The 21,639-nt window shown below is 66.6% G+C and carries 19 protein-coding genes; 4 read left to right on the top strand and 15 right to left on the bottom strand.

The features are described 5' to 3' along the window. Nucleotides 1–71 precede the first annotated feature (71 nt). From HNP02_RS31865 to HNP02_RS31795, 15 genes are all read right to left on the bottom strand, one after another. A complete protein-coding gene (locus HNP02_RS31865) occupies nt 72–341 on the bottom strand; it encodes a DUF1918 domain-containing protein (RefSeq protein ID WP_184444644.1) in 270 nt (89 codons plus the stop codon). A gap of 543 nt (nt 342–884) precedes the next feature. Beyond that, nucleotides 885–1,370 carry a heme-degrading domain-containing protein gene (locus HNP02_RS31860; RefSeq protein ID WP_184444643.1) on the bottom strand — a complete coding sequence of 162 codons (486 nt, stop codon included), beginning with the start codon at nt 1,368–1,370 and terminating at the stop codon, nt 885–887. Between the two features lie 112 nt (nt 1,371–1,482). Further along, on the bottom strand, nt 1,483–2,640 hold the full coding sequence (locus HNP02_RS31855; protein ID WP_184444642.1) for a DUF993 family protein: 1,158 nt from the start codon (nt 2,638–2,640) through the stop codon (nt 1,483–1,485). Between the two features lie 12 nt (nt 2,641–2,652). Further along, nucleotides 2,653–3,375 (bottom strand): SDR family NAD(P)-dependent oxidoreductase, encoded by a 723-nt coding sequence (locus tag HNP02_RS31850; RefSeq protein ID WP_184444641.1) that lies wholly within the window; start codon nt 3,373–3,375, stop codon nt 2,653–2,655. Continuing rightward, entirely contained in the window at nt 3,376–4,134 is a 759-nt protein-coding gene (locus tag HNP02_RS31845) for an enoyl-CoA hydratase/isomerase family protein (protein WP_184444640.1), read from the bottom strand. It abuts the gene before it with no gap. Beyond that, nucleotides 4,131–5,609 carry an aldehyde dehydrogenase family protein gene (locus tag HNP02_RS31840; protein WP_309241761.1) on the bottom strand — a complete coding sequence of 493 codons (1,479 nt, stop codon included), beginning with the start codon at nt 5,607–5,609 and terminating at the stop codon, nt 4,131–4,133. Before HNP02_RS31840 ends, HNP02_RS31845 begins: the two co-directional genes overlap by 4 nt. 26 nt (nt 5,610–5,635) lie before the next feature. Further along, entirely contained in the window at nt 5,636–6,805 is a 1,170-nt protein-coding gene (locus HNP02_RS31835; RefSeq protein ID WP_184444639.1) for an acyl-CoA dehydrogenase family protein, read from the bottom strand. Beyond that, nucleotides 6,802–7,938, bottom strand: a complete 1,137-nt coding sequence (locus HNP02_RS31830; RefSeq protein WP_184444638.1) for a Zn-dependent alcohol dehydrogenase — start codon at nt 7,936–7,938, stop codon at nt 6,802–6,804. Before HNP02_RS31830 ends, HNP02_RS31835 begins: the two co-directional genes overlap by 4 nt. A gap of 1 nt (nt 7,939) precedes the next feature. After that, nucleotides 7,940–9,553 (bottom strand): acyl CoA:acetate/3-ketoacid CoA transferase, encoded by a 1,614-nt coding sequence (locus HNP02_RS31825; RefSeq protein ID WP_184444637.1) that lies wholly within the window; start codon nt 9,551–9,553, stop codon nt 7,940–7,942. Next, nucleotides 9,550–10,269 carry an SDR family NAD(P)-dependent oxidoreductase gene (locus HNP02_RS31820; protein ID WP_184444636.1) on the bottom strand — a complete coding sequence of 240 codons (720 nt, stop codon included), beginning with the start codon at nt 10,267–10,269 and terminating at the stop codon, nt 9,550–9,552. The genes HNP02_RS31825 and HNP02_RS31820 overlap by 4 nt, the downstream gene beginning before the upstream one ends. After that, the gene (locus HNP02_RS31815) at nt 10,262–11,755 is read right to left on the bottom strand and encodes a sugar ABC transporter ATP-binding protein (protein ID WP_255507186.1); all 1,494 of its coding nucleotides are present in this window, start codon (nt 11,753–11,755) and stop codon (nt 10,262–10,264) included. Before HNP02_RS31815 ends, HNP02_RS31820 begins: the two co-directional genes overlap by 8 nt. Further along, entirely contained in the window at nt 11,652–12,842 is a 1,191-nt protein-coding gene (locus HNP02_RS31810; protein WP_255507160.1) for an ABC transporter permease, read from the bottom strand. Before HNP02_RS31810 ends, HNP02_RS31815 begins: the two co-directional genes overlap by 104 nt. A gap of 59 nt (nt 12,843–12,901) precedes the next feature. After that, complete coding sequence (locus tag HNP02_RS31805) at nt 12,902–14,020, bottom strand: substrate-binding domain-containing protein (protein ID WP_184444634.1); 1,119 nt, start codon at nt 14,018–14,020, stop codon at nt 12,902–12,904. Further along, a complete protein-coding gene (locus HNP02_RS31800; protein WP_309241760.1) occupies nt 14,004–14,453 on the bottom strand; it encodes a MaoC/PaaZ C-terminal domain-containing protein in 450 nt (149 codons plus the stop codon). Before HNP02_RS31800 ends, HNP02_RS31805 begins: the two co-directional genes overlap by 17 nt. Then, nucleotides 14,450–15,250 (bottom strand): IclR family transcriptional regulator, encoded by an 801-nt coding sequence (locus HNP02_RS31795; RefSeq protein ID WP_184444633.1) that lies wholly within the window; start codon nt 15,248–15,250, stop codon nt 14,450–14,452. Before HNP02_RS31795 ends, HNP02_RS31800 begins: the two co-directional genes overlap by 4 nt. A 283-nt stretch (nt 15,251–15,533) precedes the next feature. Here HNP02_RS31795 and HNP02_RS31790 point away from each other — a divergent pair, with 283 nt between their 5' ends. The 4 genes from HNP02_RS31790 to HNP02_RS31775 all read left to right on the top strand — a co-directional run bounded on the left by HNP02_RS31790 (nt 15,534) and on the right by HNP02_RS31775 (nt 21,575). Beyond that, nucleotides 15,534–15,782 carry a hypothetical protein gene (locus tag HNP02_RS31790; protein ID WP_184444632.1) on the top strand — a complete coding sequence of 83 codons (249 nt, stop codon included), beginning with the start codon at nt 15,534–15,536 and terminating at the stop codon, nt 15,780–15,782. 92 nt (nt 15,783–15,874) lie between these two features. After that, nucleotides 15,875–16,315, top strand: coding sequence for a hypothetical protein (locus tag HNP02_RS31785; RefSeq protein WP_184444631.1), 441 nt, complete (start codon nt 15,875–15,877; stop codon nt 16,313–16,315). Next, on the top strand, nt 16,312–18,468 hold the full coding sequence (locus HNP02_RS31780) for a peptidase domain-containing ABC transporter (RefSeq protein WP_184444630.1): 2,157 nt from the start codon (nt 16,312–16,314) through the stop codon (nt 18,466–18,468). The genes HNP02_RS31785 and HNP02_RS31780 overlap by 4 nt, the downstream gene beginning before the upstream one ends. Before the next feature lie 14 nt (nt 18,469–18,482). Then, entirely contained in the window at nt 18,483–21,575 is a 3,093-nt protein-coding gene (locus HNP02_RS31775; RefSeq protein ID WP_309241759.1) for a lantibiotic dehydratase, read from the top strand. Nucleotides 21,576–21,639: the final 64 nt, after the last annotated feature.

The raw sequence follows: 21,639 nt of genomic DNA, 5'->3' as shown, positions 1-21,639 counted from the left end.
GTATCTCGTCGCTGTTCCGCGCGGAGCCGTGATTGCCTGAGGCCCGCGGCCTTGCGCTAGGCCGTGAACACTTACTCGCTCTTGATGTGGTGCGCGATTGCGGTCTCCACCGACGCAGACCGGGACCGCGCCCTCTCGTCCGCCGCTTTCTGTGCCGCGGACGTGACGACGACCGCGTCCGCGCCGGGAAACACAGTTGCCACATGGCCGGTGGTGAGCCATCGCACCATGTATGGCGGCGAACCGTCCGCCGAACGCACCTCGGTGATCACCCCGCGCTGATCCGGTCGCTCCACTGTCGTGCCCTTAATCACCAACCAGTCGCCTACCTTGGCCTTCATCGCCCATTCCTTCCCTTCCCTTCCGTCTCCTATCGTGCGCGCACCTGTCACTCCTGGGAAGGGCATGCCGCTGTTCGATTCCTGCGCCAACAGTCCTAACCCGCGGTGTATGAGAATCGCGAGACCACGTGAGAGCGGGACCGGTTAGCGCGCAACTTGGACGGTATGGGGCTGGGGCCCTCGCTCACACGTGAACGTGGGTTGCCGACGGGGTGGTCCTGGCCGGTAGAGCCACAAGATGTGGGAGAGTGTCGGCTTTCATCACCGATGTCGGTGACTGTCGGAACGGCACACTGACGCTATCGGCGGGTGTGCCCAAGGGCGCCCCCGGCGGCCCCGGGCGATTCAGTGTCCAGGCCTGACCAGACGGCGTATCCGGTCAGCGATGTCCGGGTTCGACAGTTCTCCTCTCAGCTCCACTCGTTTGAATTGGCGATATGCAAGTTTCGCTGCTCGATCTGGCCATCGCACATCGCATTGACCGCCGAACTGCCGTCGCCTCTCGCGGTGACCTCGCGATCCTCGACCCGGAACTACCAGTGCTCAGGCGAGAAATGCTTGCAGGGCGTCGATGGCGAACCGATGATCGTCTTCCTCGGCCAAGCCTGATACCCCCACCGCACCCATCAGGGAACCAGCTATCCGCAGCGGGACTGCCCCGCCGGCAAGTGCAATGTCGGAACGGCTGTATCCGCCTTCGCCAAAGTAGTCCACTTGCTTGGCTCGATAGAGGCACGCAAGTGCCCAGGACGAGCAGTTGTGTTTGGCCACCGCGCGGATCTTTCGCGCAAGCCAGTCATCGTTCGCCGCCGACGTACCGGCTAGCGCCGCATGGAAGACCCGTTGCTCGCCGAAGTTGATCGCGATCGCCACTGGAAGGCCTTTCGCCGACGCCATTGACGCCATCGCGCTGCCCAGCATCCACGCGTGAGCATGCGTGAACTGGGCAAAGGTGAGGCTGTCTTCTTCTGCGATCACCGCCGCGTGCAGCTGACGCCAATGGGCTGGATCCGCTATCGGAGACATCATCAATTCCCTCCGGATTGGTTGCGCGCCCGGCGGTGTGCCTCGGCGCCGGTCTCGAACCACGCATTCCTCGACAGGCGCCGTTCCTTCGTGGTGGTCTTGCGCAGGTCGCGTATCAGGTCAGGCCGTGCACGGCGAAGTACGCCGATGCGCGGGCGGCGGTCAGTGCAGGGTCGGCGAACAGGCCGATGGCGTCGCCGGCGCGGATCAGTTCTGCCAGATGCTGCAAACTGCGGCCGGTTTCGAAGCCGCCGATCATGCGGAAGTGGTCTTGGCGGCCATTGAGGTACGCCAGCCACGCGACGCCGACCTTGTAGTACTGCGTCGGCGCAGCGAACACCAGGCGGCTCAGCGCCTCGGTGGGACCGAGAATGTCCCGGAACCCCTTTTCGTCACCGACGTCGAGTCGCGCGAAGGCGGCCGAGGCGAACGGCGCGATGACGGCGAAGGCACCGAGCAGGGCGTCGCTGGAACGGTTTCCGTCGCCGGCGATCAGGTCGACGTAGTTGAAGTCGTCGCCGGTGAAGACGCGTGCCGGTTCCAGTATCCGCTCGCGAAGTTCGATCTCGAGGGCGGGATCAAGCAGTGACACCTTGATGCCGCGGACGGCACGTACGTGGTTGTTGATGATCCGAACGACGGTGTCCATTGCGGCGCGGGGTTCGGTGAAGCCCCAGTAGCCAGTCAGCGCTGGGTCGAACATCGCACCGAGCCAATGCAATACGACCGGTCGGGTCGCTGATGCCAGCACCGCGTCGTAGACCGTGAGGTAGTCATCGGCTCCGGTTGCGGCGCGAGCGAGGTCACGGCTGGCCATCAGAACGACCTCGCCGCCGGCGGATTCGACGGCCTCGATCTGTTCAATGTAGGCGTCGCAGATCTCGTGCAGCGACGGCGACCCAGTGGTGAGTTGGTCGGTGCCGACCCCGACGACGACCCGGCCTCCGACCGACCGGGCTTCGGCGAGCGTACGCAGCGCAAGTTCCTTGGCTGCCGGCCAGTCCAAGCCCATGCCGCGTTGGGCGGTGTCCATCGACTCAGCCACGCCCAGTCCCAGCGACCAGAGGTCGTGGCGCAGCCGCATGGTGCCGTCCCAGTCGACGGAGTCACCGCGATCAGCCGTTGACGCACGCAGGGGGTCGGCGACGACGTGCGCTGCGGCGTAGACCGCCCGGCTGACGGGCGGCGTGGAGCGCACGTCGAGGCGGGCGGGTTCGTTGAGCAGCAACCGATTCATGGCGTGATCGGCTGCAGGGAGAAGCAGGGAAACCATGACTGTCGTCTTTCAGCGGGCGTCGAGTCCACCGTCGGCCAGGATCGTCTGGCCGGTGATGAAGCTGGCGGAGTCACTGACCAGGAAGGACAGCAGGGCGGCGATCTCTTCGGGTTCGCCGGCGCGGCCCAACAGGTTGGCGCGGACCTCTTTGCGGACCTCGTCCGACCAGGTTTCGGCCATGTCGGTCATGACGAAACCGGGGGCGACGGAGTTCACGGTGATCGTCGGTGCCAGCGCCTTCGCGAATGACACGGTCACATTCTCTAGGGCGGCCTTCGCCGCGGAGTAGCCGGTCACCTCGGGGCTGGCCAGGTTGTCGCGTCCGCGGATGGAAGACACGGTGACGATGCGGCCACCGCCCTTGGCCAGCATCAGAGGTGCCACGGCACGGATGAAGTTGACCGGCGCCAGGACGTTGGCGCGGTATTCATCGATCCAGACGTCGGTGTCGCCGGTCATGGCATCGGTGGCCTGCACGGCGCCCAGTGTGCAGATCAAGGCGTCGGGGATGTACCCCTGGCCCTTGACCTCGTCGATCATCGCTTGGACTGCGGCGGCATCCTGACCGTCGCAGCTGAAGGCGGGTGCACCGAGGTCAGCGGCGAGCTTCTTCAGGCCATCGGATTCGGTGCGGCCGTGCAGAACGACCTGTGACCCGGCTGCTGCTTCGAGTCGTGCGGCGGCGGCACCGATTCCGCGGGACGATCCGGCGATCATTACGGTCCTGGGCATCTACTGACTCCTTCTGATGGTGGTGGAGATGGTTTCGCCGGATGCGGCGAGATAGGCACCGGACAACGAGTCGACGAGCGACGAGAGTCCACCCGAAGTAGGTTGTGCCAGTGCTTGTTTGAGGATGGATTGGGCGATCGGCGTCGTCCGCAACACGTCCTCGATTAGTCGTCGAACGCAGACTTCGATGCCGTCGTCCGGGGCGATGAAGTCGACGATTCCGAGGCGCAGTGCATCCTCGGCGGACATCGTGCGACCGGTCATCGAGAGGATCCGCGCGGCGGCGGGGCCGGCAATGCCAAGGACACGGCTGAGCCCCGACCACCCGGGGGTGGTGCCTAGCGTTGCCTCGGGCAGCCCGACGCCAATGCCATCCGCCGCGACGCGGAAGTCGCAGTGCAACGCCAACTCCAGGCCCCCGCCGAAGGCGCTCCCGGTCAATGCGGCGATGGTTGTCTGCGGCAGTGCGGCCAATGTCCCGAACACCCGCTGTCCCAGCCGAATCCAGCGCCCACGGATGGCTTCGCTGGACAGGCCGCCGAACTCGCCGGTGTCCGCGCCCGCGCAGAAGACGGTGCCGGCGCCCTCGACGACGACCACCCGAACTCCGGAGCGGTCGGCGACGGCCGTCAGCCGCTCGTCGAGCTCGGTGAGCATGTGGGTACTCAACGCGTTGCGTTTGCGTGGTCGATCCAACACGATGCGCGCCAGCGGGCCCTCAAGCTCGAGTCGCACCTGCCCGCAGGCGTCGTCGTTCATCGCGGCGGAGAGGTGTTGCGCTGCAGGCTGGTCCAGCGGCGCTCGGTGAGCAGATCGATGTTGGCGCGACCGCCCAGGTCATCGCCCAGCCCGGAGGCAGCGGTGCCGCCGAACGGGACCTGCGACTCGTGCATGGCCGAGCCGTCGTTGACGTGAACCATGCCGGAGCGGATCCGGTCGGCTACGGCCCACGCGTTGTCGAGGTCGCGGCCGAACACTGCGGTCGACAGTCCGAACCGGGTGTCGTTGACGATCTCGATCGCCTCCTCGACGGTGTCGACCACGGTGATCGGCGCAATTGGGGCGAACACCTCCTCGTCGTGCAACGGCATGCCCGGCGAGACGTCGGTCACCACGGTGGGGCGCAGGAAGACGCCCTCGGCGGTGCCGCCCTCGACGACGCGGGCGCCCAGTTCGACACTGCGCGAGACCATTTCGAGGGCGCGATCGGCCTGACGCTCCGACAGCATCGGCCCGAGATCCACGTCGTCGAGGAAGGGGTCCCCGACGGTGAGCGCGTGGGCGCGTTCGACGAGCTTGGCCACGTAGGCCTCGGCGACGTCGGCCAGCACGATGTGCCGGCCGGTGGCGATGCAGACCTGACCCTGATGCCCGAACGAGGACGTGGCGCCGCACTCTGCGGCGAGGTCCAGGTCGGCATCCGACAGCACGATGCTCGCGTTGTTGCCGCCCAACTCCAAGGCGACGCGTTTGAGCAGAGGAGCGGCAGCGACGTTGATGCGGATGCCGGTCGGCTCGGATCCGGTGAAGTGAATCATGTCGACTCCCGGGTGGTTGACCAGCGCGGGTCCGGCCTCGCTGCCCGGCAGCACCTGCACGACACCGGCGGGCAGTCCGGCCTCGGCGAGGACTTCGGCGATCATGAGCCCGCCGACGAACGGTGTCTCCGGTGCGGGTTTGAGCACCACCGCGTTGCCCAGCGCGATCGCCGGTGCGAGCACGCGGAGGGCGATGTGCAGCGGTGCGTTCCATGCGGTGATGAGGCCGACGACGCCGACGGGTCGGCGTTCGACGAGGTTCACCCGGCCGCGTTGTCCGGACGGGATGACTTCGCCCAGCGGGGTGGTGGCCAGTTCGGCGGCTTGATAGAACTCGATGACACTGGCGCCGATCTCGCCGAGTGCCTTAGGTCCGGTGGCGCCGCCTTCGCGGACGAGGACGTCGCGGAATCGGTCCGTCGCGGCGTCCAGCAGGGCACCGGCGCGGCGCAGGATGGCGGCGCGTTCGGTGGCTGGGGTGGCATACCAGTCACGTTGAGCGGCAACGGCTCCGGCAACGGCACGGCCCACCTCGGCGGTGGTGGCCGATGCGGTGGTACCGATGACCTGCCCGCTGGCCTTGTCGGTCACCGGCAGCGGTGCGCCGTCGGAGGTGATGAACTCCCCGTTGAGGAAGATGGTGCCCGGTTCGAATGAGTCGGTCAGTCTGCCTGTTGATGCGGAGATGGTGGTCACGTGGCCTCCTTGGGAGGGGTTGTTGTTCAGGCGTGGACGTCGATGAGGGACCAGTCGGCGCGTGCTGCCGCCCGGCCCAGCATCAGGGCATGAATCTCGCTGGTGCCGTCGATGATCTGAATGACCTTCGAATCGCGCATCAGTCGCTGCACCGGGTAGTGCAGATGCACCCCGTAGCCACCGTGAAGCTGCACGGCCTCCGTGGTGTGGCGCATCGCGGCGTCGGAGGCGAACATCTTGGCTGCCGAGATCAGGTGCGCGTCCCCGCCGCCGCCGGCGGCGAAGCTGTCCACGCCTTCGCGCAGCAGACCGCGGGCCGCGAGGTAGTCGGCGTGCATGTGCCCGAGCTTTTCCTGGACGATCTGCAGATCGGCCAGCGTGCGGCCGAAGGCCTCCCGGTCGCGGACGTAGGCACTGGTCTCCCGCAACGCGGCGCGCATGAACCCAACGCCGTAGCAGCCGGCGTCGAGGCGGGCCAGGTTGAGGCCTTCGAGCATCCCGCGGAAACCGTCGACGTCCAGACGCCACGACGAGGGCACCCGGGCGCCGTCGAAGTGCAGGTTGGCCATCGGCATGCCGCGGAATCCGGACATCGGTTCGTCCTTGCCCACCGTGAGGCCTTCGGTGTCTAGGGGCACGACGAAGGCCGCGGTTGGCGCGTCGCGGTCGGCCGACTCCAGCTTGGCCAGCACGATGACGAAGTGCGCCTCGGGGGACTGGGTGATCCAGGCCTTCTCCCCGGTGATGCTGACGGTGTCACCGTCGACGGTGGTGGCTACCGTTCGGCCCGCGCGAATGTCGGTGCCGGAGTGCGGTTCACTGAGCGCGAAGGCACCCCGAATGGAGCCGTCCATGAGACCCGGCAGCCACCGCTCGCGAATCTCGCTGGGGCCATACGCCGCCAACAGATAGCCGTGCAGCCTGGCGATGGAGATCCCCAGTGCCACCGACCCCGAGTAGGAGGCGATGAGCTCGGTGGTCTCGTGGGCCAGGGCGAACATCGCCGGATCGATCTTGCCGTCCTCGGAGAAGATCAATCCCTGCAGTCCGAGGGCAGCAGCTTCGGCGAGCAGGTCGGGAAAGAACTCGCCGGACAAGTCGATGTCCTGTGCGCGCGGCGCGACCCGGGTCTGACAGAAGTCGTTGACCACGCCCAGGAAGTCCTGGGCGTCCCTGTCGAGGTGCTGAATGCTCACGGGGTGTCCACTCCGTTGTCTGCCCACTCGTAGCGGATGACTCCGCGAAGGTTCTTGCCCGACAGCAGATCGTCGTATGCCTCGTTGATCTGCTCGAGCCGGTATTCATTGGTGACGAGATCGTCGAGGTTGAGCTGGCCGGTGTCCCAGAGCCGCAGCATCGCCGGGATGTCATTGCGCGGGTTGCAACCACCATTGAGCGAACCCGTCAGCGTCTTCTGCCACAGCACGAACTCCGAGGGATTGATCGGAATGTCGGGCTGATCGTGGCGGGTGAGACCCACCACGGTGGCCTGGCCGCCCTTGCGGACCACCTTGACGGCTTGCCCGATGGTTTCCGGCGTTGCGACAGCCTCGAAGGACCGGTCCACACCCACACCCCACGTGAGTTCATTCGCGAACTCGACGGGATCGGTCGTACTGGGGTTGACGGTGTGGGTGGCGCCGAAGATCTTGGCCTGCTCCAGCTTCCAGTCGTTGATGTCGCAGGCGATGATGCGCTTGGCGCCGGCAAGCTTGGCACCCTGCACGATGTTCATGCCGATGCCGCCGCAACCGAAGACCATGACGTCGTCACCGGGCTTTACCCCACCTCGGTAGATCGCGGTTCCGACACCGGTGGTGACGCCGCAGGCCACCAGGCAGGCGCGTTCGAGGCGGTAGTGTGGCTCGACCTTGACGACTGATTGTCCTGGCACCACGGTCCATTCGCTGAACGTCGAGACCAGGCAGAACTGTCCGAGTTCGGTACCGTCGTCGTCGCGGAAGCGGTACGTGCCGTCGATCTGGGGCCCGAGCACGGTGTAGGCGCCCAGGTCGCACAGATTGGTCTGCCCGTTGGTGCACCACCGGCACGTGCCGCACGACGGCAGGTAGGACATCACGACGTGATCGCCCGGCTGCACGTGGGTGACGTTGGCGCCGACGGTCTCCACGACCCCGGCTCCTTCGTGCCCGAAGATCATTGGTAGAGCGGCAATTTGGTCGCCGGTGACGTTGTGCATGTCGGAGTGGCAGACGCCCGACGCGGCTAGGTGCACCAGCACCTCGTTGGGACCGGGTTCGTCAAGCTCGACTTCCTTGACCTCGAACTTGGTGTTGAGACCGTAGATCACGGCTGCCTGTGTACGCATGTCAGTGCTCCTTCTCTTCTGCACCGTCGGCGTTGCCAGGCGGCGGCGTGGGTTTGTGTGTGTGCGGTGTGCGGTGTTCGGCGAACAGCGACGCCGACATCACACGGATTTGGTCGGCGCGCTTGGGTTCGAAGTCCATCAACGCAACGATTTGTTCGGCGGTCCAGCCGGGGGCGACCTCGATGAGGACCGGCCCTTCGTCACCGAGGACGAACACCGCGCGCTCGGTGACGTAGATGACGTCCTGTCCACGTTCGCGGGCCAGTTGCGCGTTGAAGGTGATCTGTCGGACCTTCTCGATGAACTTGTGGTGTTTGCCTTCGGTGGTCACCCGCAGATGGCCCTCGGACATGTCGGTGCGCAGGCCGCCGGCGGTCAACGAGCCGCAGAACACAACCTTCTTCGCGGCTTGGGAGATGTTGATGAATCCGCCGGCACCGAAGATGCGGCCGTCGACCAGCGAGGAGTTGACGTTGCCGTCGCGGTCGACTTCGGCGAAGCCTAGACAGGTGACGTCCAGACCGCCGCCGTCGTAGAAGTCGAACTGTGACGAATGATCGATCACCGCTTCGGGGTTCCACGACACCCCGAAGATGACCCCCCGTTCGGGAACGCCGCCGATCATGCCCTGCTCGACGGTGAGGGTCATGTCCTCGAGGCGGCCCTCCTCCAGTGCGGCAGTGGCCACCCCGTCTGCCATGCCGACACCCAGGTTGACCACTGAACCGAGCTCGATCTCGTCCAGCGCGCGCCGGGCGACGACCTTGCGCTCGCTTAGCGCCATGGCCGGCGACCGACCGAACGGCACGTACACCTCGCCGGAGAACGCGGGGTTGTAGTCGTTGATGGCGGTCTGCCGCTGATTCTCGTCGAGGACAACGATGTCAATCAGGTGGCCAGGTACTACAACGCTTTTCGCATTGAGGGTGTGCGCTCCGGCGATCCGCTTGACCTGAGCGATGACGAGCCCGCCGCTGTTGCGGGCCGCGGTGGCCGCCGCCAGCACGCCGAGCTTGGCGGTCTCGTGTTCGAGGGTGAGGTTGCCGTTCTCATCGGCGGTGGTCCCCCGGATGAACGCCACATCGAAGGACGGGCTGGGGTAGAAGAGGTACTCCTCCTCGTGCAGCGACAGCACTTCGACAAGATCGGTGGTGGTGGCGGTATTGAGCTTGCCGCCGCCTTGGCGGGGGTCGCAGAAGGTGCCTAGGCCCACCTTGGTGACCAATCCGGGGCGCTTGGCGGCCGATTCCCGCAGCAACTGGGCCAGCACTCCTTGAGGAAGGTTATAGGCCTCTATGTCCCCGTCGTGAGCCATCTTCGAGAGGGTGGGTGTCATCGCCCAGTGCCCAGCGACGGCGCTGCGGATCAGTCCGGGGATGGCAAGGACGTCCATGCCCGAGCCGTTACGGTCGCCGATGCCGCTGCAGAAGTACGCCGACAGCGCGGAAGGTGAAGCGGTGTGGCGGTACCGCTCGGCCAGTGCGTCGAGCAGAGCCGACGGTTCGATGACGCCGCCGCCGGAGGCTTCCACCAGCAGACGGGCGCGGTCGGGAATGCGGTCCACGGCCTCACGGGCCGAAAGGAACTCGGGTTTGACGAGCTTGCTGAGTCTCATGGCATCACTCCTCCACCATTGACGTTGATCGTCTGCCCGGTGACGAAGCTCGCTTCCTGGCCGGCGAGCCAGGAGACGGCGGTCGCCACTTCCTCAGCGGTGCCGAAGCGGTGCATGACGAGCTGACGGGTCTTCGTTTCGATCCACTCGGGAGTGGCGTGCTCGGCGGTCATTGGGGTCTCGATCGGTCCGGGTGCCACGCAGTTCACCCGGACGTCGGGGCCCAGTTCGCGGGCCAGTGCCCGGGTGAGCCCGCCGATGCCTGCCTTCGAGGCGCTGTAGGCCGCGCAATTCAGGCCGCCGGTGTAGCCAAGCTGGCTGCCGATCGTGACGATCGATCCGTGCGATGTGCGCAGTTCCTCGGCTGCCGCGGAGGCGGCGAGGAAGGTGCCGGTGAGGTTGACCGCCAGGGTCTGGTTCCAGGTGGCGAGGTCCAGTTCGTGCAGGAGCTTCTGCTCCATCACCCCGGCGAGGGTGACCAGGACGTCGATACGGCCGAAATCGCTGACCGCGGTGTCGATCAGGTGGCGCATGTCGTCTTGGGACGTCACGTCCGCCGGCACCAGCGTCGCCCGCTCCGTGTCGTCGATACCTGCGGTGTCGGCGCCCGGTCGGTGACCGAGGATCAGGGTGAAGCCGTCCTTTCCGAGGCGTTGGGCGACGGACTGGCCGAGTCCGCCTTCGGCGCCGGTGAGTACTGCGACGCGTTCAGTCATCGTTGATCGCCCCCTGGAACGCCAGCTTCATCACCGATTCCTCATTGGCCTCGGCGCGGCTCAGTTCGCCGACGGTGCGCCCACCGCGCATGACCACGATCCGGTCGGCGGCGCCCAGCAGTTCGGCCAGAACGGAAGAGACCATGACGATGGCGATGCCTTCGTCGGCCAGACCCCGAATCAGCCGGTGCACTTCGGCTTTGGCGCCGACGTCGATGCCGCGGGTCGGTTCGTCGAGCAGTAGGACGCGGGGTTTGGTGGCCAGTACCTTGGCCAGTGCGACCTTCTGCTGGTTGCCGCCCGACAGCGCGCCGACCGGCAGAGATGGACTTGCCGCCTTGATGCGGAGCTCCTTGAAGAACCGTTCGACGATGCGGGTTCCGCGCCGACGGCGCAGCCACGGCCCCGTACTCATGTCGTTGAGGCTGGCCAGTTCGATGTTGGAGCTGATCGACATCCCCAGGTGCAATCCCTGGTTCTTGCGGTCCTCCGGCACAAGGGCGATCCCAGACGCGAGCGCCGCGTGCGGGTGGGCAGGCTTGTGGGGCTTCCCATCGAAGCTCATGGTGCCGGTTGTGGTTCGGCTCGCCCCGAAGATTGCGGCCAGTAGCTCGGTGCGGCCGCTGCCGACCAGGCCGCCGATGCCGAGGATCTCGCCGGGGCGGACGTGTAAGGACGCCGACAGCACGCCCGGCGCCGCGATGTCGTTGACGCTCAGGATCGGCGTCTGCGCCTCGGTAGCCGCAGTCTCGTGACCGTGGTAGAGGGCGTCGATGTCGCGGCCGATCATCTGCTTGATCAGGGACTCTTCGGTGAAGTCGGTGGCGGGCGCGGTGATGATGTGGCAACCGTCGCGAAGGACGGTGATGGTGTCGGCGTACTCGAGGACTTCGGGTAAGTCATGGCTGATGAGCACAACCGCGGTTCCCTGGTCGCGCAGATCGCGCAGCAACGCCAGCAGACGGAGTGAATCATCGTGCGGCAGTGACGATGTCGGCTCGTCGAAGAAGACCGCGCGGGCGTTCAGGGACAGGATTCGGGCGATCTCGACGAGCTGCTGTTCGGCGATGGACAGATCGCTAGCCGGACGGCGCGGGTCGATGTCGAGACCGACGCGGGCGAGGTGGGCCCTGGCCTGCTCGACGAGTGCATGTCGGTCGAGGAATCCCCACCGCGAGGGTTCGGCATTGACCAGGACGTTGTCGGCGACGGACACCGACCCGATCACCGAGAGCTCCTGGTGCACGATGGCAATGCCCAGACCGGCCGCCTGCGTGGGATTGCGGGGGTGAACCTGTTCGCCGTCGAGCAGGATGGTGCCGGTGTCGGCGGACTCGAAGCCCGCCAGGATCTTCGACAGGGTGGACTTACCGGCGCCGTTCTCACCGACGAGGGCGTGAATCTTGCCAGGCTCCAGGGTAAGTGAGACATCCTGCAGGGCCGCGACTCCGGCGTAGTGCTTGGAGATGCCGCGCGCCTCGAGCATGGCGGTACCGGGCGGTGCCGTGGCCAGGATCATTCGCCCGGCTCCCCTCGAGTGACCCGGTCCAGCACGACCGCGGCGACGACCACTGCGCCGGTGACGAATGTCCTCGCGGGCGATGGGGGCGGCGCATCTGCTGCCAGTAGAACGGTACGTTCATCAGCGTCAGGCCGTTGCCGAGAACGGCGATCACCAGGGCGCCCAGGAAGGTACCGGCCAATCGGCCGCGTCCACCGAAGAGGCTGGTGCCACCGACCACCACGGCGGCGATGACGTCGAGCTCGAAGCCGACGCTGCCGGCAGGCTGTCCCGAGGACAGCTTGGCCGTCAGGATCAGCGAGGCGATACCGGCACAGAGTCCGGCAAAGACGAAGGCGAACAACAGGACTCGAGACACCCGAATTCCGGAGAGCCGTGCGGCGTCGCGGTTGCCGCCGACGGCGTAGATCCGTCGCCCGATCTTCAGGCGGTGCAGGATCACGTAACCTACGGCGAAGGTGGCACCCATGATGATGACCGGGATCGGCACGGGTCCGACCTTGCCAAGCCCGATCTGAGTGAACGAAGTGTTCTTGATCGAGATCGGGTAGCTGTTGGTGATCAGCAGGGCGATGCCGCGCAGCGCCGTCAAGGTGGCCAAGGTCGCGATGAATGCGGGCACCTTGGCCATCGTGACCAGGAGGCCGTTCAGCAGCCCGCATCCGGTACCCACCACCAGGCTGACGATGACCGCGACGACCGCGGACATTCCGGCCCCGAGGGTGGCGTGCTGCAGGTAGAGCGCCGCGACGCTGCCAGTAAGGGCGACGACCGAGCCGACCGAGAGGTCGATACCAGCCACCAGGATGACGACGGTCGCACCAACGGCAGCGACGGCGGTGATCGAAACCTGTTGCAGAACATTGGTCAAGTTGCCAGCGGTGGTGAACTGGGGTGCCTGGATCGCGAAGAACCCGGCGAGCAGGACCAGCGCGACGACCGGCCCCAACTGCGCGAGTCTCTTGACGTTCGGGTTGTCCAGGATGCGCCCCTTGGCGGGCGGTGGCTGAGCGGGTCCCGTTGGTTTCGGCCGGGCCGAGATGGTGGTCATGGATACTCCTAAGACCGTTGCGTCGTGCGGGTGACGGCGCAGAGGATGGGTGGCTTCGGTCAGAACGCCGGGGTGGCGCTTCCGGCGTCGATGGTCTCCTTGGTCACGAGATCCTCCGGGAGGACCTTGTACTGCGGCACGGGCTCGCCCCGTAGGTACTTGACGGCTTCGTCGACGACGATCCCGGCGGTCGGCTTGTGAATGACCGTCGCGAGCGCCTCCCCGTTCTTGATGGCCGTGAACATGTCTGTCTCGCCATCCATTCCGACGACGTCGACGCCTTGGCGGCCGGCGGACTGGATTGCAGAAAGGCCGCCGAGTGCGGCCTCGTCGTTGGCGCCCACCACCAGGTTGATGTTGGGGTTGGCGGCCAGCATGTTCTGGGCGGCCTTCTCCGAATCGCCGCGACGGTAGTTGCCGGGCTGTTCGGCGACGATGTTGAAGGTGCATGCCCGCAGTAGCGGTATCGAGAAGGCGTTGATGCGGGCGTCGCTGGAGGCGTCGCCGGGGATGCCGGAGATGATGGCGACGTTCGCGTCGGGGCGTCCCTTGTAGTGGTTAGCCACCCATTCGCCGAGCATCTTGCCCTCGGTGGCGTAGGGCGCAAGGACTTGGGAAGCGGGATGGACGCCGAGCATGCCCTTCTGGGTGAAGAAGTAGGGGATCTTGGCGGTCTCGGCCTGCGACAGCACCGCCCCGAGGCCCTCGGTGTTGGCCGGCATCATCATGATGGCGTCGGTGCCCTGGGCGATCGCGGTCTGGATGTCGTTGAACTGCTGGTTGACGTCGTCGTTGGCGCTGACGACGTTGACCTTCACTCCGTTGCGTTGGGCGGCTTCCTCGGCGAGTTGCTTCTGCTTCACCAGGAACGGGTGACTCAGGCCTTCGATCGAGAAGGTGAGAGTGAGGGGATCGTTGGCGCCCTTGGGGTTCGGGTTGGTGTTGGTGCCCTTGTCGGAGTTCTCCGCGGCGATGCCATAGAGGTTGTTTGCCAGCGCAGTTTGGGCCTTGGCGATTGCATCGTGGTTCTTGGCGCAGCCGCCGTCGTCGACCGCGACGTTGGTCGCCGACGGTGCTGAGGTGTCGGCGTTGTTGTTGACACTGCTGCTGCACGCCGACATTGCGATGGCGGTGGCGGCGCAGACCAAGGTCGGCAGGACTCTACGGATCGTGCTCATCGGTGTTCTCCTTTGGGAAGGCGACGACGGCCGTTCCGCTGATCAACTTCGTCCTTGTCTCGTCGTCGAGGACTGTGGTGGTGAAGGTGGCCCGACGGGACACCAGGTTCAAATCCGTACAGGTGGCGCTGGCGGTGACGGTGGCCCCGGCAAACGCCGGAGCCAGCAGGTCGAGCTGATATCTCGTTGAAACACCGCCCGGTGCAACCAATTTCGTCAGGGCGGTTTGGATGAATCCGCCGACGAGAAGTCCGTGGGCGACGGGTCGGCCGAACCGAGTCCGCTCCGCGTACTTGGCGTCCTCGTGAATGGGGTTGTGGTCCCCGGTCATCGCTGCGTAAGCAGCGATCATTGCGGCGTCTATCGTGGCACCGTGCGACGACGTGGCCCCGAGGGTCATCTGCTCGATGGTCCGCACGGTCTGGGCGGTCACTGTGCTGCTCGGTCGTCGCTGCGTCCCTCGGCATCGCTGCGGCGGGCCAGCTCTTCGCTGATCTGCTCGGCGGTCGTCGACACGAGGTCAGCCAAACGGCCTCGCAGGTCCTCCTCGCTGACCCGAAAACTGGGGCCACCGATACACACCGACGCGACGACATTGCCTGCGGGATCGAGAACCGGTGCCGCCACCGACCGGACGCCGAGTTCGCGCTCTTCAAGGTTCAACGCATAACCTTCCCGGCGGATCTCGTACATCGCTTCGTGCAGTTCCACCGAGGAGGTGATGGTGGACTCCGTGTAGCGGGGAAATTCGAGCTGGTCGATGATGCGTTCCCCGACGCCGGGTGGCAGGAACGCCAGGATGACCTTTCCCTGGCTAGTTGCGTGCAACGGAACCTGTTGTCCCCGTTCGCCGTGCATGCGCACCGAATGCGATGACACCACCACGTCCAGATAGGTCAGCTGTAGACCTTCTCGAACCGAGAGAAAGACAGTCTCCAAGGCTTGGTCACGCAGGCCTGCCAGCAGGGGGTGAGCAATGTCGTGCAGGGTTGTGCGGTCGACGCCGTCGCCGGCAAGGACCCGCAGCTGCGGGCCGGGCAGGTACTTGCCGGACTCGTTGTGTACGGCGAACCCGCGATCACACAACACCTTCAGCAGCCGGTGAGCTGTCGGTGCGGTCACGTCGACCGCCCTTGCAATCTCGCCGGCAGAAGATCCACGCGGATGCAAAGACACCTCGGTGAGGATGTCGAGCACGCGGTAGGCGCTCTGGGCTCCTGGGATCTCCATAATGTGGACTCCATCTCCATAATGTGGATTGTGACTCAGACCATAGGTTGAACAGTCGCGAACGTCAACACCCAGCGGCGGGATGTCCAGATTGGAAAGGGGAAGGGCTTCCCGGCGACGTTGCTGCGGATGTGTGAGCCGCGTCTGCTCGGTCTGAGAACGTGAATCGCTGCGTGGGCTGCCGCGCCGAAGCGTAGGGAAACACCTGATTCTGTGCGGCCGGCGCATCCATAACGTCAGGTCCGAGAGATCCGACGGGTCTCACACACAAAGGGGAGAGATCATGAACACCAACAGCAACAAATTGGCTCTGCGCAGGCAGAGCATCCGGACGCTGACCGACAGCGAGCTGCGCTTCGCCCACGGCGGCGCGCCCAGCGTGGCGCCCGCCCCCGGCACGGACAGGCAGACGATCGGAGGTGGCGGTACGTCGGTGATCAAACTGACGGGAGCGGTGACGAGCGCTGTCGTCCATCTGACTGGCGGGATTCTCAACCCGTCGGGCGGCCGTCAAAACCCGTCGGGAGGCTAGGCCGCGTTTGCGCTTGGACCGACGCTCGCAATTGCTGATCCGGCACGCCTCTGCACGCCAGCGGCCACAATGTTTGTGGCGAAAGGGGTCGTGTGACCGATGACGACGAGGTTCGTTACGAGGCGGTCTTTCGCGAGCGCTGGCGCGACCGCAAGTCGGAAGGTGCGCGCCCTGGTGAGTTGATCAGGCAGCCGCGCTGGATCGATGTCGGGCTCGTCGCACTGGGAATCCTGTTGGCCGCGGGGGCGGTGGCGGCCGGCACCATGACGACCGCACGCACCGTCGCCCTGCCCGCGGTCGCGCAAGGCACGTCGGTGAGCGCGGTGCTCGCCGACGCGGCTGCGCCCGCACCGGGCACACCGGTGCAGTTCCGGGACGAATCGGGCACCACCTTCGACGCCGTCGTCGTCGGCACCAGCGCCGCCGAGGTGACGGCCGAATTGACGCAGTCCGGTCCGGCATCGGCAGGCAAGCTGCTGGTGCCGGCGGGGCGGCAACGGCTGATCTCGCTGTTGTTGCCGAGACTCTGGTGAGGTGGCGTCGGCGCGCGATTCCCTATGTCGCGCAGGCCGAGATGGCGGACTGCGGTGCCGCCGCGCTCGCGATGGCGCTGGCTTATCACGGCAGGCATGTACCGCTGGCCGAGTTGCATGCCGCCACGGGGACCGGGCGCGACGGCACCGACGCGCTGCGCATTGCCGAGGCCGCCACCACCTACGGGTTGCGCGCCCGCGGCGTGGCCACCGAGCTCGATGATCTGCGCGTTCTGCCGAGCGGTACCGTATTGCATTGGGGCGAAGCGCATTTCGTGGTTTTGGTGTCGGCATCGCGGCGTGGCGTTACCGTCGTCGATCCCGCCGCGGGTCGCTACCGGCTCAGCTGGGAGTCCGTCAATGACCTGTACAGCGGCGTCGCCATCCTGCTGGAGCCCGCCGAGGCGTTCGAGCCGGGCGGACGAGCCGCGCTGGGGGCGTTGCACCATGCCCGACGGTTGTTGACCCGTTCGAGTGGGCTCGGCAAGGTGTTGGCCACCTCGGTGGTGGTGCGGTTGATGGCATTGGCCGTTCCGGTGTTGACGGGTGTCGTCGTCGACAGGATTGCGCCCGCAGGGGACGGGCACCTGTTGAAGGTCATGGCCGCAGTCATGGCGGCGTTGATCGGCTATTCGGTGATCGCGACCTTCCTGCGGTCACATCTGTTGCTCCGGCTGCGCAGTCGTCTGGACGTCGACATGACGCTGGACTTCCTCGAGCACCTGGTTGATCTGCCGTACGGGTACTTCTTGAAGCGATCGTCCGGTGATCTGATGATGCGGCTGCGCAGCAACGCGACGGTCCGCGAGATCCTCACCACTGGCACCATCGCCGCACTGCTCGACGGCACCCTGGCCACCTTCTACCTGATCGTGATCATCGTCCTGTCGCCGACGCTCGCGGCACTGGTCGCCGTGCTGGGGGTGGCTGAGGTCGCGGTCCTGCTGTCGGCGCGGCGGCGAAACCAGCACCTGATGGGCGAGGCGCTGGCCACGGAGGCCAAATCGCAGTCCTACGCCTACGAGATGTTCTCGGCGATGGAGACATTGAAGACCGCAGGCGCCGAGCGTCGAGCCGTGACGCACTGGACCAACCTGTTCATCGCCGAGATGAACGTCTCGCTGCGCCGTGGGCGGCTCTCGGCTGCCGTGGAGACCGCGCTCCACGGGCTGGGCCTGCTGTCACCGATCGCGGTGCTGCTCGTCGGCGCCTATCTGGTGGGGTCCGGCCAGCTCTCCCTTGGCACCATGCTGGCGCTGGCGGCACTGGGCGGCGCCTTCCTCGAACCGCTCTCGGTCCTGGTCGGCACCGCAATGCAGGTCCAGCTGCTCGGCAGCTATCTGGCCCGAATAGAAGACGTCATCAACACCCCGACCGAGACCGACGGACGCGACCTGCAACACGCGCCCCAACTCACCGGGGCGGTGCGCGCCGAAGGCCTCACCTTCCGCTACCAGCCGCATGGTCCGCCTGCCGTCGACGGCGCAGACCTCGACGTGCGCCCCGGACAGTTGGTGGCCATCGTCGGGCGTTCGGGCTCGGGTAAGTCCACCATGGGTCGGTTGTTGTTGGGGCTCTACCCGCCGTCGGAGGGTCGTGTCCTGCTCGACGACATCGACCTCGCCACCCTCTACCCGCGTAGCGTGCGCTCCCAGATCGGCGTGGTCACCCAAAACCCGTACATCTTCGGGCTGTCGGTGCGCGACAACCTCGTGCTGGGCCACCCCGACCTGCCACTGAAGCGGCTCGAGGCCGCCGCCGAACTGGCCGGCATCGCCGAGGACATCCGGGCGATGCCGATGGGGTGGGACACGCCGCTCGTCGACGCGGGCGCGTCATTGTCGGGTGGTCAGCGCCAGAGGCTGGCGCTGGCCCGTGCGCTCGCGCCGTCGCCACGGATCCTGCTACTCGACGAGGCCACCAGCAGTCTCGACACCGTGACCGAGGCCCAGGTGCACGCCAACATCGCCGGCCTCGGATGCACGGTCATCGTGATCGCGCACCGGCTGGCCACCGTGATCGACGCCGACCACATCGTCGTGATGGACGCAGGCCGGGTGGTCGAGGGTGGCCGCCATCGCGACCTGCTGGCTGCGGGCGGCCACTACGCCCGTTTGGTCTCCGGGCAACTCGTCGGCGAAAATCCGCGGTAGAAAAGAGGATTGGGGTGCGCGGTCGAGGAACGGGCGTCGCTGCGTCGTTGATGGCGAGCGGCTTCTTCGTGATGCGGGCTCCCTTGTTGCCGCTGGAGGAGCTGGATCGACTGCGTGCCGATCCCACGTACTGGCGCAGCCTGGCGGCGCGACCGGAGGTCAACGAGGCGCTGCATCTGGCTTCGCCGGGATTGGTGCGCCGCTTGGCTGACGGAAATCCGGATGCCCGGGTGGCCGCATCGGTGACCGCATATTTGATCAGAATGTGCACCCGTGCAACGCCTTTCGGTCTGTTTGCGGGCTGCGCGTTGGGATCGTTGGGTGAGGAGACCGCCTTGCTGGTCGACGGCCCGGACGGGACCACTCGGCACAGCAGGCCCGACACCGAGGTGCTGGCGTCGCTGGTCGAGCGACTGCTTGCAGACCCGTCGACCAGGTCGGCGATGGTCGTCGAGCCCAACTCCAGCCGCTACCACGTGGCAGGCGCGATGCGACTGATCGAGAGCCGAGTGCGGGAGGGCCGTCGCAGCCATCACCTGGTCGTCATCGAGGACGACTCCCCGCTGCGCGTTGCGTTGGACGCCGCCTCCCGTGGATGCGTGGTGGCGAAGGTCGTCGACGCCGTCGCGGCTCACGCCGACGTCGAGGCGGACGAGGCACGCGAGTACGTCGATGCGCTGGTCGATGCCAAGGTGCTGACCCCGGTGGCCGAGCCGGCCGTGACGGGCCCAGAACCGTTGGCGCACGTACTGTCATCCTTGAACGGGCAGGGTCTGGCCGCGCCGTCGGAGGCACTGGGACGGGTGGCCGACGAGCTCGCACGCTTGGACGCCGCCGGGCTCGGCAATCCGCCAGAGGCATACGAGTCGGTCGCGGAGACGCTGCTCGGCCTGACCGGTGGCGGCGACGACGCCCGGCTGGTCCAAGTCGACCTGCACCGGGCAGGGTCCGGACTGACCCTCGGGCGCGATGATGTCGCGCAGCTCGCCGAGGCGGTGGAGCTGCTGCACCGACTGTCCCAGGGGTTCGAGGATCCGGCGCTCACGCGGTTCAAGGCGGAGTTCGGGGCCCGGTACGAGGACCGCGAGGTCCCGCTGATGGAAGCGCTGGACGAGGAGATGGGCATCGGGTTCGACCGGTCGACGCATCCCGCAGCCGACGAGTCACCGCTACTAGCTGGACTAGATCTCGGTGGCGTGCTGGGGAATTCGACATTCACCGTGCGTGACGCGACACTGCTCGATCTGGTGCTCCGCGCCCGCGACGGCGGCGCCGACCGAGTCGAGCTCGACGCCGATACCGTGGCGCGACTAACGACGGGTACTCCGTTGCCTCTGCCTGACGCGCTGGCCGTCTTCGCCACCATGCTCGAGGACGGCATCGAGGTACACGCCGTCACCGGCCCGTCGGGTGCTGAGCTTCTCGGGCGGTTCTGTCACGGCGATCGCGGCCTCCACGACGCCGTGCGCGCCCACCTGCGTGCCGAGGAGGCCCACGCGCCCGGGGTCGTGTTCGCCGAGCTCGTCCACTTGCCGGAAGGACGGATCGGCAATATCTTGGCCCGGCCGGTGTTGCGCGCCTATGAGCTTGTCCTACTGGGCCGTTCGGGCGCACCGGAGGAGCGTCAACTCAGCGTCGACGAGCTGACTCTGCGCATGGACGGTCAGCGGCTCGTGCTCTACAGCCCCCGGCTGGACGCAGAGATCCGGCCGCGACTGACCACCGCGCACAACCCGGCGTGGCGCGGCTTTGGCGTGTACCGGTTCCTCGCGGCGTTGCAGCGGGCAGGAGTGGCCGGAGCGCTCGCGTGGGACTGGGGTGCGTTGGCAGGTGCGCCGACGTTGCCGCGTGTCACCTCGGGTCGGCTCGTCCTGGCCCGGGCGCGCTGGCAGTTGTCGGCCGCCGAGCTGAGCACCGTCACCGGATCCGAAGCGGCCGAAGGCTGGGCGGTCCTCGTCCGCGACCGCGGCCTCCCCAACGAGGTACTGATTGCCGACGGCGACAACCGGCTCTACGTCGACACCACCAGCCCCGCGCTGATTGCGGTTGCGGCCAAGGTGTTGCGCGGACGTACCGGCGCGCTCGTCGAGGAAGTTCTGGCCGACGGCGTCGCCACCGGGCCGCAGGGCCGCTTCGCCCAAGAGCTCATCGTGCCCTTCACCTGCCGCACCGAACCCGCACCCGTGCCCATGCACCGGCGCACGCCTGAGGTGCAGCGCACCTTTGCACCGGGCAGCCAGTGGCTCTACCTCAAGGCGTACACCGGCACCGCGTCTGCCGACCGGATCCTCACCGACGCAGTCGGACCGGTGATAGATGGGCTACTGAGCACCGGGGTCGTCGACCATTGGTTCTTCCTCCGCTACGCGGATCCCGAGCACCATCTGCGGCTGCGATTGCATGGGGACCCGGCCGCACTGCACGACCACGCGCTGCCCGCCCTCACCGCTGCCCTTGCCCCATTTCTCGGCGACGGCACGGTCTCGACGGTTGCGCTGGACACCTACCACCGCGAGCTCGAACGCTACGGCGGCGACGAAGGCATCGAGCTTGCCGAACAGATCCATGCCGCCGACAGCGACGCCGTGCTGAAGGTATTGGGCATGCTCGACGGCGAAGACGTGGCCGACGCCCGCTGGAAGCTGTGTCTGTACGCCACCGACCGCCTGCTGGCCGACGCCGGCCTCGACATGCAGCAGCGCCGGGACTGGGTGAAGGATGGCGCCGCTGGCTACCGAGTGGAATACCCGGGCGCGCACAACCTCGACGCCGGAATCGGTGCACGCTGGCGCAACGAACGCGCACAGTTGACTGCGTTGCTCGACGACACGCAGGACCACCCGTACGAGCCTGCGCGCCAAGCGTTTCGGCAGCGGTCCGAGAAGCTCGCACCGCTACTCGCCGAGCTTGCGGACCGTGACCGGCGCGGCTTGCTGACCCAGCCGTTCCAGCACCTGGTGCTCAGCTTCAGCCACCTCAACGCGATCCGGCTGTTGCGCTCCGCCGCTCGGACCCATGAACTCGTCATCCTGAGCTTCCTCGACCGTCATTACGCCAGCCAGATCGCGCGGAAGCCTCGTCCGGACGTGTCCGACAATCCGACCTGACGCGCACCGATCGGCATCAAGAAAGTTCCAAGCGCGGCAGTCGATGCTCTCTTCTAACGCGAAC

Source organism: Mycobacterium sp. AZCC_0083 (assembly GCF_014202335.1).
GTDB lineage: Bacteria > Actinomycetota > Actinomycetes > Mycobacteriales > Mycobacteriaceae > Mycobacterium.
This window is presented reverse-complemented; position numbering and strand designations above follow the sequence as displayed.

Coding starts and splice junctions, on each gene's coding strand:
- HNP02_RS31815 (WP_255507186.1), bottom strand. CDS start 11,755: ATGCTCGAGGCGCGCGGCATCTCCAAGCACTACGCCGGAGTCGCGGCC.
- HNP02_RS31795 (WP_184444633.1), bottom strand. CDS start 15,250: ATGGAGATCCCAGGAGCCCAGAGCGCCTACCGCGTGCTCGACATCCTC.
- HNP02_RS31790 (WP_184444632.1), top strand. CDS start 15,534: ATGAACACCAACAGCAACAAATTGGCTCTGCGCAGGCAGAGCATCCGG.
- HNP02_RS31820 (WP_184444636.1), bottom strand. CDS start 10,269: ATGACTGAACGCGTCGCAGTACTCACCGGCGCCGAAGGCGGACTCGGC.
- HNP02_RS31805 (WP_184444634.1), bottom strand. CDS start 14,020: ATGAGCACGATCCGTAGAGTCCTGCCGACCTTGGTCTGCGCCGCCACC.
- HNP02_RS31850 (WP_184444641.1), bottom strand. CDS start 3,375: ATGCCCAGGACCGTAATGATCGCCGGATCGTCCCGCGGAATCGGTGCC.
- HNP02_RS31865 (WP_184444644.1), bottom strand. CDS start 341: ATGAAGGCCAAGGTAGGCGACTGGTTGGTGATTAAGGGCACGACAGTG.
- HNP02_RS31845 (WP_184444640.1), bottom strand. CDS start 4,134: ATGAACGACGACGCCTGCGGGCAGGTGCGACTCGAGCTTGAGGGCCCG.
- HNP02_RS31860 (WP_184444643.1), bottom strand. CDS start 1,370: ATGATGTCTCCGATAGCGGATCCAGCCCATTGGCGTCAGCTGCACGCG.
- HNP02_RS31825 (WP_184444637.1), bottom strand. CDS start 9,553: ATGAGACTCAGCAAGCTCGTCAAACCCGAGTTCCTTTCGGCCCGTGAG.
- HNP02_RS31830 (WP_184444638.1), bottom strand. CDS start 7,938: ATGCGTACACAGGCAGCCGTGATCTACGGTCTCAACACCAAGTTCGAG.
- HNP02_RS31810 (WP_255507160.1), bottom strand. CDS start 12,842: ATGACCACCATCTCGGCCCGGCCGAAACCAACGGGACCCGCTCAGCCA.
- HNP02_RS31855 (WP_184444642.1), bottom strand. CDS start 2,640: ATGGTTTCCCTGCTTCTCCCTGCAGCCGATCACGCCATGAATCGGTTG.